The sequence below is a fragment of the Streptomyces sp. NPDC052016 genome, assembly GCF_044548445.1.
GTDB lineage: Bacteria > Actinomycetota > Actinomycetes > Streptomycetales > Streptomycetaceae > Streptomyces.
Window position 1 is genome coordinate 1 of sequence record NZ_JBIUBX010000026.1, and the last position, 14,054, is coordinate 14,054.

The 14,054-nt window shown below is 68.9% G+C and carries 16 protein-coding genes and 2 pseudogenes; 10 read left to right on the forward strand and 8 right to left on the reverse strand.

From position 1 onward, the window contains the following. Window positions 1-109: 109 nt before the first annotated feature. Window positions 110-273: pseudogene (locus ACIHAR_RS28905) on the forward strand (IS701 family transposase); the annotation flags it as partial. Window positions 274-554: 281 nt separating this feature from the next. Next, a complete protein-coding gene (locus tag ACIHAR_RS28910) occupies window positions 555-1,079 on the forward strand; it encodes a hypothetical protein (protein ID WP_400022534.1) in 525 nt (174 codons plus the stop codon). Window positions 1,080-1,202: 123 nt separating this feature from the next. Here the strand turns inward: ACIHAR_RS28910 and ACIHAR_RS28915 are convergent, their stop codons facing one another. Then, entirely contained in the window at window positions 1,203-1,814 is a 612-nt protein-coding gene (locus tag ACIHAR_RS28915; protein ID WP_400022535.1) for a TetR/AcrR family transcriptional regulator, read from the reverse strand. Window positions 1,815-1,908: 94 nt separating this feature from the next. On the opposite strand from ACIHAR_RS28915, the gene ACIHAR_RS28920 reads away from it, so the two are divergent. From ACIHAR_RS28920 to ACIHAR_RS28930, 3 genes are all read left to right on the forward strand, one after another. After that, complete coding sequence (locus tag ACIHAR_RS28920; RefSeq protein WP_400022536.1) at window positions 1,909-3,159, forward strand: NADH:flavin oxidoreductase/NADH oxidase family protein; 1,251 nt, start codon at window positions 1,909-1,911, stop codon at window positions 3,157-3,159. A gap of 218 nt (window positions 3,160-3,377) precedes the next feature. Further along, entirely contained in the window at window positions 3,378-3,503 is a 126-nt protein-coding gene (locus ACIHAR_RS28925; RefSeq protein ID WP_400022537.1) for a hypothetical protein, read from the forward strand. A 193-nt stretch (window positions 3,504-3,696) separates the two neighbouring features. Continuing rightward, window positions 3,697-4,464, forward strand: a complete 768-nt coding sequence (locus tag ACIHAR_RS28930; protein WP_400022538.1) for an N-acetyltransferase — start codon at window positions 3,697-3,699, stop codon at window positions 4,462-4,464. 337 nt (window positions 4,465-4,801) lie between these two features. Here ACIHAR_RS28930 and ACIHAR_RS28935 read toward each other — a convergent pair. Next, window positions 4,802-5,063: pseudogene (locus tag ACIHAR_RS28935) on the reverse strand (aldehyde dehydrogenase family protein); the annotation flags it as partial. Window positions 5,064-5,689: 626 nt separating this feature from the next. On the opposite strand from ACIHAR_RS28935, the gene ACIHAR_RS28940 reads away from it, so the two are divergent. From ACIHAR_RS28940 to ACIHAR_RS28950, 3 genes are read left to right on the forward strand one after another with little or no spacing between them, the layout of a single operon-like run. Next, window positions 5,690-5,842, forward strand: a complete 153-nt coding sequence (locus ACIHAR_RS28940; protein WP_365452842.1) for a hypothetical protein — start codon at window positions 5,690-5,692, stop codon at window positions 5,840-5,842. A 19-nt stretch (window positions 5,843-5,861) separates the two neighbouring features. Further along, window positions 5,862-6,101 carry a hypothetical protein gene (locus ACIHAR_RS28945; RefSeq protein ID WP_365452839.1) on the forward strand — a complete coding sequence of 80 codons (240 nt, stop codon included), beginning with the start codon at window positions 5,862-5,864 and terminating at the stop codon, window positions 6,099-6,101. Further along, the gene (locus tag ACIHAR_RS28950; protein ID WP_365452836.1) at window positions 6,101-6,478 is read left to right on the forward strand and encodes a fic family toxin-antitoxin system, toxin component; all 378 of its coding nucleotides are present in this window, start codon (window positions 6,101-6,103) and stop codon (window positions 6,476-6,478) included. The genes ACIHAR_RS28945 and ACIHAR_RS28950 overlap by 1 nt, the downstream gene beginning before the upstream one ends. An 870-nt stretch (window positions 6,479-7,348) precedes the next feature. On the opposite strand, the gene ACIHAR_RS28955 is transcribed toward ACIHAR_RS28950, so the two are convergent. Beyond that, window positions 7,349-7,819: a hypothetical protein gene (locus ACIHAR_RS28955; RefSeq protein WP_400022539.1), complete on the reverse strand. Its 471-nt coding sequence runs from the start codon at window positions 7,817-7,819 to the stop codon at window positions 7,349-7,351. Between the two features lie 398 nt (window positions 7,820-8,217). On the opposite strand from ACIHAR_RS28955, the gene ACIHAR_RS28960 reads away from it, so the two are divergent. Beyond that, window positions 8,218-8,733 (forward strand): GNAT family N-acetyltransferase, encoded by a 516-nt coding sequence (locus ACIHAR_RS28960; protein WP_365452830.1) that lies wholly within the window; start codon window positions 8,218-8,220, stop codon window positions 8,731-8,733. Between the two features lie 19 nt (window positions 8,734-8,752). On the opposite strand, the gene ACIHAR_RS28965 is transcribed toward ACIHAR_RS28960, so the two are convergent. The 5 genes from ACIHAR_RS28965 to nhaA all read right to left on the reverse strand — a co-directional run bounded on the left by ACIHAR_RS28965 (window position 8,753) and on the right by nhaA (window position 12,210). Continuing rightward, window positions 8,753-9,184: a hypothetical protein gene (locus ACIHAR_RS28965; RefSeq protein WP_400022540.1), complete on the reverse strand. Its 432-nt coding sequence runs from the start codon at window positions 9,182-9,184 to the stop codon at window positions 8,753-8,755. Between the two features lie 900 nt (window positions 9,185-10,084). Then, window positions 10,085-10,381 (reverse strand): hypothetical protein, encoded by a 297-nt coding sequence (locus ACIHAR_RS28970; RefSeq protein ID WP_400022541.1) that lies wholly within the window; start codon window positions 10,379-10,381, stop codon window positions 10,085-10,087. 35 nt (window positions 10,382-10,416) lie between these two features. Continuing rightward, a complete protein-coding gene (locus ACIHAR_RS28975; RefSeq protein WP_400022542.1) occupies window positions 10,417-10,581 on the reverse strand; it encodes a hypothetical protein in 165 nt (54 codons plus the stop codon). A gap of 37 nt (window positions 10,582-10,618) precedes the next feature. After that, window positions 10,619-10,888, reverse strand: coding sequence for a hypothetical protein (locus ACIHAR_RS28980; protein WP_400022543.1), 270 nt, complete (start codon window positions 10,886-10,888; stop codon window positions 10,619-10,621). Continuing rightward, window positions 10,885-12,210 (reverse strand): Na+/H+ antiporter NhaA, encoded by a 1,326-nt coding sequence (gene nhaA / locus ACIHAR_RS28985; protein WP_365452816.1) that lies wholly within the window; start codon window positions 12,208-12,210, stop codon window positions 10,885-10,887. Before nhaA ends, ACIHAR_RS28980 begins: the two co-directional genes overlap by 4 nt. A gap of 547 nt (window positions 12,211-12,757) precedes the next feature. On the opposite strand from nhaA, the gene ACIHAR_RS28990 reads away from it, so the two are divergent. Next, entirely contained in the window at window positions 12,758-14,026 is a 1,269-nt protein-coding gene (locus ACIHAR_RS28990) for a cation:proton antiporter (protein WP_400022544.1), read from the forward strand. Window positions 14,027-14,054: the final 28 nt, after the last annotated feature.

Below are 14,054 nucleotides of genomic sequence, written 5' to 3' on the forward strand. Positions count from 1 at the left end.
TGCGGTCGCGAGGGTGTCCAGGTTGTTCGTCACACAACGATCTTGGACACCCTCGTTCACGTCTGTACGGGCACCCCTTGGAATAGATCATCTAGCGCTGCCACTCGACCGCCCGGTGCCGCTGGCCACGCTGGTGTGGGTGGCCGGGCGCAGGTGACCGTCGAGGAGACGTTCCAGGCCGCCAAGGGCCTGACCGGGCTGGATGAACACCAGGTCAGACGCTGGACGTCCTGGCACCGCTGGGTCACCCTCGCGATGCTCGCCCATGCCTTCCTGGCCGCAGCCACCGCACACGAACACAACCACCGCCCGGCCCCAGGCAAGGTGATTCCGTTGACCTGCAACGAGATCCAACACCGGTTCGCCGCGCTCACCACCACACGCGCTGCCGTATCCAATGCCCCGAACCGCTGTCCGATCACGGGCTGCCGGCGTCGTCCAGCCCCGCCGGGTTCGCACCGGCACGCCGCTCGGCCGCGCGCCGGCGGATGACCTCCGGCGGTTCGGGGGAGCTGGCGGCCGGGATGAAGAACAGCCTGGCCATGCCCAGGCCGGTGACCACCACGCTCGGCAGGCCGATGGAAACCAACGGGTCGTCGACCGACGCCACCCCGGAGAACACCGACGCCACGGCGACGAACGCGCGTGAGACGATTCGCGGCTCACGCGCCAGGGACTTCTCGCGCGCCACCATGCTGGTTCACCACGTCCACCAAGTCCACCCCGCCGCTGCGCAGACCAGGACACCGGTCGGCGGCAGCAGCACCGGCGGCACCCACCGGGCGGCGTCCCCGTCGTCCAGCGGCCCGGCCGCTTCGGCCCAGCTGGACAACCCGTTGGGGCTCGCTGTGGACTGCGTCGACGCCCTGTACGTCGCCGACCATGTCGACAACCGGGTTGCAAAGGTCGCGTCGGTGAAGAAGCGCCTTCGCCGAAGCCCCGACGCGCTGGCCGAGCTCCCCGCCGCGCTCGGCCGGGGTCGCGACGCTGTCGTCGTCACCTCGGGCGGCATCCTCGCCGCACTGTGCGGCGCGCTGCTCTCGCTGCTGTACGAAGGAGTCGTGGCTTTCAATCGGTGACCGTCAAACCCTCCGTCGCCACCCCTGTGGGTGCGTCCGGAACCACGCTCCTGACTTTTCGACAAGCACGCTCACTTCGTCGGCGATCACCGCCACATGCTCACCTGCCGCTGAACCAGACGGTCACCTGCTCGGCGGCGCTGCAGCCTGGGACAGAGCGGGGGCCGCGCTGAAGAGCGCGTACACGGAGGCGCGGACTTGGTCTGCGACCACCTCGGGTGTGGAGCTGTCCAGCTTGCCATCGAGGTGCAGGAACGCCAGGCCGTGGACGAGGGCCCACACGGTGGTCGACAGGGCGCCCGAGCTGTCCGCACCCGGGAAGGCGTCGCGGACGATGCCCTGCACGTACTCGGTGATCACGGCAGTCGCGCTGACGCGTTCCGCGCTGGTCGGGTCGCAGGGCTCGGCGAACATCGCCCGGAACAGGGCCGGGTGATCGAGCGCGAACTGGACATAGACGACCGCGACCGCGGCTAGATCATCAGGCGTCGAGGGCGCGGGGTGGACCGCTGCCAGGTGCTCGGCGAGCTCGCGGTATCCCTCGGCGGCGACCGCGGAGACAAGTGCGTCGCGGTCCGCGTAGTGACGGTAGGGAGCGGTTGGCGACACGCCGGCACGGCGGGCGACCGCGCGCAGCGAAAGACCCGCGCTGCCGTCCTCCTCCAGCAGCTCCCGTGCGGCCCGCAGGCACGCGGCGCGCAGGTCGCCGTGATGGTACGTACCGCTTTGCGACATAGGTCACACTTCCTCATGTTTACAGTGCTCACATCAGACCCTAATGTGAGTGGTGCATACATCGTAAGTGGTCGACATGGAAGAGGAAACCGGGATGACTACCGAGCTGTTCTCGCCACTGCGCCTGAGCTCCGGGCAGGTGCTGAGCAACCGGATCGCGAAGGCCGCCATGGAGGAGAACATGGCCGACGACGGCCAGCTCCCCGACGAGCAGCTCTTCACGCTGTACCGGCGCTGGGCCGTCGGCGGCGCCGGACTGCTGATCACCGGGAACGTGATGGTGCATGCCGAGGCGCTGACCGGCCCTGCCGGAGTCGTACTCGACGAGCACGCGCCCCTGACGCCGTTCACCGAGTGGGCGAAGGCCGGCAAGTCCGGCGGCGGGTCGATCTGGATGCAGATCAACCACCCCGGCCGTCAGGTGGCGTCCGACATGCCCGGCGTCGTGTGGGGCCCCACCGACATCGGCGTTTCCCTGGGTAAGCACAGCAGCCGCTTCGGCCGCCCGACGGCCATGACCGCGCAGCAGATCGAGGACACCGTGACCCGGTTCGCCGTCACGGCCCACCGTGCAGAGAAGGCCGGCTTCGACGGCGTCGAGATCCACGCCGCGCACGGCTACCTGCTCTCGCAATTCCTCTCCCCGTTGGTCAACCAGCGCGCCGACCAGTGGGGCGGAGCACTGGAGAACCGGGCCCGGATGCTCCTGGACGTCGTGCAGGCCGTCCGCGCCGCAGTCTCGCCGTCCTTCGCGGTCGCGGTGAAGCTCAACTCGGCCGACTTCCAGCGCGGCGGCTTCGACGCCGACGACGCGCGCCAAGTGATCGCGATGCTCGAACCGCTCGGCGTCGACCTTGTCGAACTGTCCGGCGGCAGCTATGAGAGCCCTGCGATGACGGGCCGCCCCGCCGATGACCGCACCCGGGCCCGGGAAGCCTACTTCCTGGACCTCGCGAAGGACTTGGTCAAGACCAGCCCCCTCCCGCTGATGCTCACCGGCGGCATCACCCAGCGCGTCACTGCAGAGAGGGTTCTCGACAGTGGGGTGGCGGTCGTCGGCATGGGCACCGCCCTGGCGGTCACCCCCGACCTTCCCGACCGTTGGAAGCAGTATCGGGAGGCGGACCGCCAGATGGAGCCGGTGACCTGGTCGGACAAGGCACTTGCCTCCGCTGCCGGCATGGCAAAGGTCCGCCATCAGATGCGCCGCCTCGCCCGTGGCCGCAAGCCCAAGCCCGGCACCCACCCGGCGATCGCCCTGATCTCCGAGCAGCGAAAGCAGCGAAAGGCCCTGCGCGGCTACCGCACCTGGCTGTCCAAGGCGCAGACCCCCGAAGGTCGTTGAACACGCCCTTTTGGCGATGCCCTCGCATGCGCCCGGTGTGCCCGGATCAGTTGGGCACACCGGGCGCATGCGCATGCTGCCCTGGGCGACTGCTGGGGGTCACGTGATCACCGACGGTGCGATCGCTCGCTGAGGTCGGGACGGCGGGGATGCGCATCGAAAGCTGCAGAGGCATGGCCCCGGAGCCGCGCAAGCACGTCTCATGCGCCGGTGAGTCCGTGGATCTGCTCGCGGATGTGTTCGGCATGACCCTTGTGACGAGACCGAGCAGCGTCATCGAGGACGGCTGGCGCGCTCGTCAGCATGCGCAGGCGGAACGGGCTGTCCATCCGGTGTCGTATTGAGCCTTCACCAACTCGAAGTCACAGGTCAAAGGTTTGGCGTGACCGGTGCGCGGGGTGCTCACGCTGGTCGTGGGCGGCTGCCTGGGGAGTAGATCGTCCGTCAGTCTCTGTTCTCGTCCTTGGCAGGCGGCTACGGGCCCCGTAGGACAAAACCGCTGGCCAGAAGGGACGTTGCCGTGGCAGTGTCCCCGCCGTGACAGAGATAGACAGCATTGTGATCACCACCCTTGCCGAGCGTCCGTCATTGCTTCCCCGCATGTACGAGATCGCTGAGACGTGGCCGGCCTTCATACCGCACGATCCGGTGGGGGAAGCCTTGCTGAGCCGGGTGGCGGAGGACTTCCCTCGGTACTGCGTGGTGGCAACGGACGGTGACCGAGTCGTCGCCCGTGGGCTGAGCGTGCCGTTCAACACCGACCTGGACGGCCGTGAGGAGACGCCGGACAAGGGCTGGGATCAGGTACTCGTCTGGGCGTTCCGCGACCGGCACCATGGGCATTCACCGACAGCGGTCAGTGCGCTGGAGATCACGGTGGACACCGAGTATCTCGGCCGTGGCCTGTCCTACGGGATGTTGGCCGCGCTGCGGGACGCCGCCGGCCGGCAGGGGCACAACGCGTTGTTGGCCCCGGTCCGTCCCACGGCGAAGCACCTCGAACCGCGCGTCGCCATGACGGACTACGTCCGTCGACGGCGTGACGACGGTTTTCCGACCGACCCCTGGCTACGCGTACACGTCAAGGCTGGTGGCAGCATCCAGAAGATCGCCTCGGCGTCGATGACGGTCAGCGGCTCACTGGCCCAGTGGCGTCAGTGGACCGGACTGCCGTTCAACAGCGACGGTGACATCGACGTACCAGGCGCTCTCGTCCCGGTGCACTGTGACACCGCACGTGATCAAGCCGTCTATGTCGAACCCAACGTATGGATCCGGCACGATGTGAAGCCGCGCACCATCTGATCACGCTGCTCCGCGAGGTATAGCACAAGCTGGCGTCCTTCTGGCTGGGGTGAGCTTGTCGAGTGCGGCTGGCGTGGAAGCCGGTGACGATCACGGGGCCGCGTACGTCGAAACCCGCGCCGACGCCCCGCCTTCGTCCGACTGAGCGGTAGGACGGTGTGCGGAGGCGGGAGGGCGAGGTCGTCGTGTGGACGGGCCGCCCTCTTCTCGCGGCATGGCCCGATCGGGGCCACGGCCCTATCCTCAGTCGCTGTTCAGCGCATGCCGGCTGCCTTCATGACTTTCAGCGCGCCGGTCATGAGAGTGGCCCGGGTCTGGGGGGAGACGCGGGCCGGCGGGATGAAACCCTCATGAGGTCGAGCGCTTCGTCCTTGGCGGTCCAGGACGAGGTCGTGGTAGCGCAGCAGGATCCTCTTGCGCTCATCGAGCGGCGTGGCCGCCCAGACCTTCTGTGCAGTACGGGCACGGGCGAACGCCTCCTCGACGTCCGCGGGCGTCGAGACCGGCAGGTCGGCGAGCGCGACACGGGTGTAGGGGGCGTTGGTGGTGACCCGCGCGGCGTTCGGCGCGGCCGAGACCCGAGCGGCAAGCCGCTGGATTGAGGGAAGCGGGCAGGCTCGGGCCGCGGGCAGCGGTGGTGCGGGTGGCGTGGTGCCCTCCTCCTGGTCACCGGATACGCACCCGACCAGACCAACACCAACGCTTCGGCAAACACCCCCCGCGCCGCACGGTGAGGAAAGCGCGATCTCCAGCGCCATGCCCGCAGCCACCAGCCGGCCGATGGCCTCCCCGCCGTGCGGGTCGTTGACCGCGCAGCGCGCGATGAGGGTGCGCCGCCGCCCGCCCACATGTCCGTCCCGGTACAGCACATTCCGGAACGGAACACCGCCTGAAGAAGGTGCTGGTCTACCGCAACCTCGTCTCCGACACCCGCCGCTTCGCCCGCGAACTCCCGCATGCCCTGCGCCTGTTGCGCCGCACGGACCCCAGCGCGCGCCCGGACGTCGACCCCGGACTGTCCTCCGGCCACGGCGAGCACACCCCGCCCGGCGCGCCGACATCTCCGCGGCCTTGGCCGCCGCCGACTGCGCGAGCCTGTCCAACTCCCGCCTGATCGCCGAAGGTGTCGACATCGCCAGCGTCGACGCGCTTGTCTTCGCCGCCCCCTCGAGGTGGCCGTGTTGGTTGCGGTAGGGCTGGGCGGCGGGGCCCGGATGGCGGGAGCGTGCGGATCGGCGCCGGGCTCGCCAAGGCCCGCACCGAGCACCGTGCCGGCCAACTCCCCGACGCACACGTGCGCCTCGTCGCCGCACTCTTCGACGGGGACTGGACGGACGAGACCGCCGTTCCCGCTGCTGTCGCCCCCACCGCATGGTAACAGCTGTTACCATGCGGGTATGGCGAAGACACAGTTGGGTGCGCGTGTGGATGAGGACGTGGCGGAGCTCGCGAAGAAGCGCGCCGCCGACCTGGGGCTGAGTATCGGGGACTACCTCGCCAGGCTGGTGCAGGACGACACCAGTGGCCTGCGTGCCCGTGCGGTCGACGCGGCCGCCCGCTTCCTGGCCGATCACCAGAGTGTCTTCGACGAGGCGGAAGAAGCCCAGCAGACGCCTCGGGGAGAGCGCGCGGCCTGATGGACCTGCACATCGACGTTCCATGGATCCTGCAGGTCGCCGAGGCCGCCGGAGCGAACGATCCGGCGCCTGACGACTACGGCGTTCCCGTCTCGGCGGTCGCCCGCCACCGGGCCGAGCTGTTCGAGCAGCCCGTCTACGACGGCCCTTACGCCAAGGCCGCCGCCCTGGTACACACGCTGGGCCGGTGCCGCTGGCTGGAGCGTTCCAACATGGCCGTCGCCGCCGCCACCGGCGTCATGTACCTGGAAGCCGCCGGGATCCCCGTCAAGCCTGTCCGCGAGGATGCCGTCGCACTCAAGGACCTGCTTCTCGATCCTGCCTGTACCGCAGGGAAGATCGCTGCCTTGCTGCGTACCTGGCCCACCGCCACCTGACGCCCGCAAGCCCGCCACCCGCCGTCCCGGCCCCAGGCGGCGGGAGCAGGCCGCTCGCGCAGGGTGGTAGCGCGGGGCCGGGGTCGACGCACCGCGCCCACCCCGCGGAGTCGCCGGCCGGGGCGCGTGGGCGTGGCGGTGTGAGGGCTACGACTCGGTGCCGCTCGAGATGCCACTCGACGTGCCGGGACACGAGGGGTCATGGATATTGCACGACGCAGACGGCGTGGGCGCCGGGTCGGTCGTCGGGACCTGAGTGGGCGGGCACTCGGACTCGGTGCGCTCGGGCTGGAGGGGGCTGTTCGGGTGGACGCCGGCGTGGACGGCGTCGGCTGCGACACGGCCGGGCCGGTGGCGGGTCCTGCCTGCTGGGCGCCCCGTTCCGTGGCGGCCGGAGGACGGGCCGCGGCTGGAGGTGTGGAAGCTCGAGGTGTGGTCAGCCGGTCTTGGCGGACCGCATCGGTTAGGGTGCGGCAGAACTGGCCAGACGGCTCACTGCGTTATCGGGTCACGGGCGACCTCCGCGGTGACCCGCCGGTGACGATTCACCTGTACCGGTGGCCGCAGCCCGGGTTGCGCGTAGGCCGCGGGAGCGGCTCGCAGCCGTCCCGGGACCTGGACGAGCGCAGGGGCAGGATGCCGTCCTGCCCGGCGGAAAACGCTTGAACCTCAACCCTCAAGAGCTCGTAACACGATCTTGTCGCCGCAGAGAGGGAGCGCCGATGCTCACTTCTCGGAGTCGGGCCAGGTCGCCACAAGCGCTCGCCGATCTGGAAAGCGGGGACCGGAGACTATCTCCTGCATGGGTTCACCGTTGAGCCAGCACACTTGCTCCGGGGCGCCGTCACCAGTGTCGAACAGGCAGCACACTCATCCGCTGTCGGCGGTGAGGTCGGTGAACACCTTCCTGATGTTGGCCGACCGCGCGAACAAGCGGCTCATCCCCGACGTCGCTGCCCAGCACTCCACCGACGTGTAGCCAGGGTGCAGAAGGGACTCGAACCGGATCGTCGCGTAAATGTAGCCAATCTGGATGCGCCCGTCCGCCTCGAGTTCAAAACCGTTCGTCTGCGCGTACTCACGCAGTGCGTCATCGACGTCGAGCATGAGGGACGTGTCGAGCTCGAGCGTGCTGCTCGTGGAGCAGTCGACCGGCTCGCTCTTGAAATGGGACGTGAACGGGAGGACGAGCCGCTCACCGCCGGGCAGGGTGATCTCAAGCGGCGGCACGGCACGGGCCGGTGGTGCCAGCTCGGCCAGATGGGCCAACGCCCTGGCGACATTCCGAGGACGCAGATAGATGTCGTAGCCGTAGATCAGCCCCGCGTTTCCCCCTGTCACAGACCGAAACGCACCCTCTCACGTCCCGCTTCTTGGGTGCTTGTCGGTCGAGAGCTCGCAACACGTTGATGAGTGGTTTCTCTTGAGGCGCCGCCAGCACCGTGTTGACGACTGTCATCGGCCTGTCCTGCGGGCCGGAGCCGAGCCGCCCCTTCACGTAAATCCTTGAGTGATGTCATGAGTTGTGCCCAACATCGGCGTCGATGACGGTCGTGCCTCCTTCGTATTTTCGCTTCAATCCGTGGTTCAACATAAGCGGAGGGTAACGACGTGGCGTAAAGTCCTCTTGAGCCGGCCTGGGGGTGGCCAAAGACTGCTGCGCATGAAAGCCGCGCTGTGCGTCCCCGGGCGGGGCCCGCGGCGCAACGGTCACGATCACAGGGAAGAGGAGAATGTCGATGCCTGACGCCGGCCGCCGGGATGCCGCATGCTCGATCACGCTGACGGACGGCGCCGCCACCCGGACACGGGAGGCGGCCCCCGTCGACCTGGCGCCGATCCAGGAATTGCACCGCCGTTGCTCGCTGGGCAGCCGGGCCCTGCGGTACCACGCGGGCAAGTCGGGTCTCTCACCTGCCGAATGGCGTCAGTTGTCCAGCCCCGAGCGCGGCACCACGCTGGTGACCACTCCGGCCGAGCGTACGGACCACATCATCGCCATGACCAACGTCATGCGCACCGATCAGCAAGGGGTGGGGGAACTCGCGATCCTGGTCGAGGACGCGTGGCAAGCCAGGGGACTTGGCACCGCGCTGGCCGAACATGCGACGGCCGTCGCCCGCCGCGAGGGACACCACACGCTGTCCGCCACGGTGGCGGCGACCAACAAGCCGATGCTCCACGTCCTTCAGAAACTGGACGCGACAGCGGTCGACGCCACCGGGCCTGTGCTGGACCTGCGCATCCCTCTGTGAGTTTCTCAGTCGCAGGACGTCATGCGATTCTTTCCGGAGCCGGCTGGCGGCGAGGAACGGTCAGACAAGGAAAAGCCAGTGCCCCCTTGCGGAGGTCCTCCAGCAGCGGCTGCGCGCCTCCCATGTCCACCTCCCTCGGCACTGACTGCGGGCCGCTGAACCTGAGCACATACGTCGGGATTTTGACCTCGTCCCGGACCACCGTTCCTCGCACACTCGCCACCACCACGCGCAGACAGCCGTCGCTCGCTGCTCCTGCGTGGCAGGGAACGGCGGCGCGAAAGGCACGCTCGTCTTCCAGGAACGAAGGCACCGCGGCCAGCGCAGCGCCCGACACGAGGAGAAGGGCCAGGCCAAGCAGCGCCGTGACCGCCCACCAGCCTCGACGCAAGATGGTGCGAAGGCGTACTTCGCGGCAGGACAGATGGAAAGCCGGGCCGACGCGGAACACGTCAGCGGCCTCGTCGTCGGCAGAGGACCGGGGAGACGGCCAGGGCCGGCAGGAATCCGGTTGTGACGGTGAGGCAGTCCGCGGTGAGACGGCGGTCGTGATTCGGCAGAGCGTCGGTTGGGGCCAACGCGGTGAGCAACCCGGTCAAGGCGGCAAGGGCGCCCGCACTCCAGTGAGGTTGCCGCCTCCAAGGGAACGCGACCTCGGACGCGGCCACAGTCGGCGCCTGATGATCCACAAGGCAAGTGCACCGCAGGCCGAAGCAGTATGCCCGTGGTCGGCAGGATGCGGCACGTTTCAACTGCCGCGGCACGGCAGCAGAAGACGTTGTCCACGCGGTATTCGGGCCGGACCGGTAACCAGTGCCGCATACCGAACCGCTCGCCGCGAAAGAGGCGCCCCCATGGGCAGTTCAGCGCCGCCCCCGAGCCGGGCGCCTCCCTTCGGCGGAGGCACCCGGACCGTGGCCAGCCGGGTTGAAGGGCCCGAGAGGGTGCGGCCAGTCCGATGGTCAGGATGGTGACCCCGTGGGGACGCAGCCGGGAGACGGCGAGCCGATCGTCTTCCTCGGCCCGAGCTTCCGTCCTGGCGGCACAGCAGGCACCGCAGACACACCAGGCTGAGGGAGGGCTCACCGACGAGCAAGCACCGCTTACCCCTGCGTGCGCCGCGAGCGAGCTCTCTTGGCAGCGGCCGCCGCCGGCCCACGGTGCGCTGTCCAGCGCCGACGCAGCCAGTCTCCCATCTCGCCGATGCCGACCAGGAGCGCGGAGGAAGCGGCGCATGCCGTGAGGGAGGCGGGCTGGTCGACTGCCTGGCCAAGCAGCCACAGAGTCAGGGCGAGCAGCAGCCACCAGGCCGCGAGCGACCAGGTATGGCGCCACCAGCGTGTGCGGCCGGTCATCGGGGGGTGACCCGGGTCCGCTCGGTGGCAATGATCACCACGATGCATCCCGCGAGGACCACTGCCATTGCCAGGCCGGTGGCGGCCAGGGTGATGCTGGGTGAGGCGTCGGCCAGGCGGGGAACGGCGTTGAGCGGCGCGGCGGCGTAGAACGCGAGAAGCGCCAGCCCGCGAGGGCGCATCGGGTCCAGGCGGGGACGCAGCCGCTGCGGTACGCGACCGGTGAGCAGGGCGACGCTGGCGGGCAGCAGCGTGAAGGAGAAGACGGCGAGGCCGATCCACTGCCAGATCATCAGTACCAAGGATTCCTGTCGGGGTGGCGGCGCGGTCAGGTGCGGCGGGTCACGGCGAGTGTGAGGAGGCCGGCGGTGAGCGCGGCCAGGCCGATGGCGAGGACGGGAAAACCAGGGCCTGGCAGGACGTACAGCGCGACCCCGGCCAGGGACAGCAGCGCCCCGATGACTGTCAGGGCGGTGCCGATACTCCGATTCATCGTGCTGCTCCTCGGGCGTAGGCGGTGGACGGCAGGATCATGGGCACTGCCTGTGGTGATGGATCAGGTGAGCGGTGAGCGCACCGACGAGCAAAGCCGAGGCCACCGCGACCGTGCCGGCATGAGACCAGCCGGGCCAGATGATGGCAGCGCTCGCGGCAGCACCGCCTGCCACCGCGGAACTGTCAGTGGCGAAGGCCCACTCCCGGCGGGTACTCCCGGGGCGGCGCAAGTCTGCGATGACCGTCTTGATGACGACAACTGCGGCGATGACGATGAGGGCCGGCAGCGAGGTGTCGGCGGTCATCGGCCGGACGCATGATCGCGGTGGTCAGCCGTCGGCGCAGGCTGGTGCTGGTAGATGTCCGGGATGCCGTCGGCGTCGGTGTCGACGTTCTCCGTCTCGTACAAGACCCGGTAGATCCGGTTGCGTCGGCGCAGCAGCAACGAGGCCAGGATCGCGGAGGCCAGGGAGGCGATCAGGACGGCGGCCTTGACGTACTCGCCCAGCTCGCCGGTGGGAAACGCGAGCTCGCCGATCAGCAGGGCGACGGTGAATCCGATCCCGGCCAGCACGGCCAGTCCGAAGACATCCGCCCAGGCCAGGTCCGGATTGAGCTGGGCGCGAGTGAAACGGGCCGCGAGGTAGGTGCCGACGAAGATGCCCAGGATCTTCCCGGCTACCAGCCCGAGGACGACGCCGAGCGGCTCTGGCCTGGTGAACACCTCGCCCAGCGCCCCGACGGAAACACTGACCCCTGCGGCGAACAGCGCGAACAGCGGCACAGCCACACCTGCCGACAGGGGATGCAGCAGGTGTCCCGTGCGTTCGGCAGGTGAGGCTTCCTCCGCCTGATCGCGCGTGGTCCGCAGGATCAGTCCCATGGCGACGCCGGCAACGGTGGCGTGGACGCCGCCGTTGTACATCAGGGCCCAGATGATGATCCCGAGCGGTGCATACCACCACCAGCCCCGCACCCGCAGCCGCTGCAGCACATAGAAGACGACCAGGCCGGCCACTGCCCCAGCCAGCGCAGAGAGGTTGAGATCAGTGGTGAAGAAGATGGCGATCACGAGGATCGCACCGAGGTCGTCCACCACGGCGAGGGTGAGCAGGAAGGCCCGCAGGGCCGCGGGCAGGTGGGTGGAGATCACAGCGAGGACGGCCAGAGCGAAGGCGATGTCGGTGGCCATCGGCACCGCCCAGCCCTCAAGGCTTCCCCCGCCCAGGCCGGCCGTGGCCGTGTAGAGCGCGGCAGGCACCGCCATACCGCATACCGCCGCGATCACCGGAAGCGCGGCTCGGGCCGGGCTTCGCAACTCACCCACCACGAGCTCGCGCTTGAGCTCGATCCCGGCCACCAGGAAGAACACCGTCAGCAGCCCGTCCGCGGTCCAGTGCCCGACCGACAGATCCAGCCCGAGCGCGGCAATACCGAAGTGGAAGTCGCGTACCTCCTCGTAGGCGCCGCTCAGAGGGCTGTTGGCCCACACCAGCGCCACAACGGCAGCCGCCAGCAGGATCAGCCCGCCGACCGTCTCCGTTCGCAGGGCACGGGCAACCGCCTGCCGCTCCGGCAAAGGCAACACGCCGAGAAACAAGGACCGGGAACGCGGCGCAGGAGTCACGACGGTGAGACCTCCGGGCAAGTCGACGAACGGGCACACGGCCCCTGAAAACGCCGACCAGACTTCCCGGCACACCCCGCGCCGCTCTTGACGCGTTCCTTACAGACTATCTGCCGCAACCGAATCTGCCCAGAGCGCTCTGCCCGGCTCGCCTGCGGGTACTGCCAGCCCACGCATCAGGTCGTTCAGCCGTACGCACCACAGAGTCAGGGTTCAAGCACCTCTTCAGTCGGAAGATGGGGAGACCCAGCAGTTGCATGCCCGGCCGCTCACACTTCGGATGAACCCTGGGACAGCCGGAGTCCCCTCCTGCGAACGCAGCTGCTCCTGGTCGGTCCCGGGGCGCGCGGCGACCACGACGTCGGTCGACGTCGTGGCGTAGAGCGCGACGTCGGCGGCAGGCCCGGCTCCTATCGAAGCGGACTCGGACGGCCGTCGACCGAATGCGGGCACTGCGCGGACTTGATAGGGGACGCGAGGCGAGACGCGGCTGTGGTCGGGGTACACACGTCTCCTGGTTGAAGATCGTGTCGGGCAGGAGGTCGCAGTGACGCTTTCGGACGTGGTCTATGTCTGTCTGGGGCTCGGGGCGCTGGGTGCGGCTGTACTTCCCCGGGTTGTCTCCCAGCGGCCGTTCTCCCTGCCCATGGTCTTTCTCGCCGCGGGGATGCTGATCCAGCTGTTGCCGGTGGGAGTGCCGGCCGTGGATCCCGTTCGTGATCGTTTGTGGGTCGAGCACACCACCGAGGTGTGTGTGATCGTGTCGCTGATGGGCGCGGGGCTCGCCATCGACCGGCCCTTCGGGTGGCGCCGGTGGTCCGGCACTTGGCGGTTGCTGGGCCTCACGATGCCGTTGACGGTGGTGGCCATCGCCCTGCTGGCCTGGGGGCTGCTCGACTGGCCGCCTGCCGTGGCCCTGTTGCTGGGGGCGGTGCTCGCGCCCACGGATCCTGTGCTCGCCGGTGAAGTGCGAGTGGGAGAGCCGCTGGGTGCCGAGCACGACGAGGACGAGGTGCGGTTCGCCCTGACCAGTGAGGCGGGGCTGAACGACGGACTCGCCTTCCCGTTCGTCTACGCGGCCGTCGCCCTCGCCGCGGCGGCCGCGACGGGGTGGTCGGCGGAGTGGATCGGTCCTTGGGCGCTGACCGACCTGCTGGGCAGGTGCGCCGTCGGGCTGGCCGTCGGGGGCGGTATCGGCTGGTTGCTGGGGTGGATGTTCTTCCGTGTGCGTGCGTCGGTACTGCGGCTGTCCGAGCACATGGAGGGCTTCGTAGCGCTGGGGGCCACCTTCTTGTCCTATGGCATCGCCGAAGTGCTCCACGGTTACGGCTTCCTGTCCGTGTTCGTGACCGCCTGCGTCATCCGGGCCGCCGAGCGCAGCCACGGCTATCACAAGGTGCTGCACGAGTTCACCGAACAGATCGAACGGCTGCTCACGGCCGTTCTGCTGTTCCTGCTCGGCGGGTACCTGATGGCCGGCGCCTTGTCCGCCCTGACGCTGATGGGCGCCGTGCTGGGCGTGCTGGTGTTGCTGGTCGTGAGGCCCCTGACCGGGTGGTTGGCACAGGTACGGACCGCCGTGGGGAAGAAGGAGCGTGCTGTGGTCGCCCTGTTCGGGATCCGGGGCATCGGTTCGTTGTTCTACCTGTCCTATGCGCTCGGACAGGACCCCTTCAGTGGGCTGGAACGGGAACTGTGGGCGATCGTGGCACTCACCGTGGCGATCTCGGTGGTGCTGCACGGAGTCATGGCGTCCCCGGCCATCGGTCATCTGGACCGGCGGCGCGACGGTGCGGGGCTCGGCGGTCGCTCGTAGGCGGCAGGCGTACGGGCCCGTACTCACC